This is a genomic window from Geitlerinema sp. PCC 9228 (assembly GCF_001870905.1).
Taxonomy (GTDB): Bacteria; Cyanobacteriota; Cyanobacteriia; order Cyanobacteriales; family PCC-9228; genus PCC-9228.
Genome location: NZ_LNDC01000054.1, coordinates 2,543 through 2,783 on the forward strand (window position 1 = coordinate 2,543; position 241 = coordinate 2,783).

1 protein-coding gene is annotated in these 241 nt (G+C 55.6%); it reads left to right on the forward strand.

Going from position 1 to position 241, the window contains the following annotated elements; genetic code table 11:
* On the forward strand, positions 1–241 hold a 241-nt coding region (locus tag AS151_RS21945), incomplete at both ends, for an Ig-like domain-containing protein (RefSeq protein WP_211517515.1).

The following is a 241-nucleotide window of genomic DNA, read 5'->3' on the forward strand; positions in this document are numbered from 1 at the left end:
ACTATACCTTGACTGCCCAAGCCACCGATCGGGTTGGCAACACCTCTAGCGCTTCCGAGGAAATCAAGTTAACCCTAGATACCACGGCCCCCAATCCTCCCGAAATCACCACCTCCGGCAGCACCAACGGTCCATTGAGCGGTACCGCCGAACCCGGAGCAGAGGTGGAAATCTTACAAAAAGGCCGCCAAAGCGTAGAGAAAACCACTGCCGACCAAGATGGCAACTGGAACATCACCCT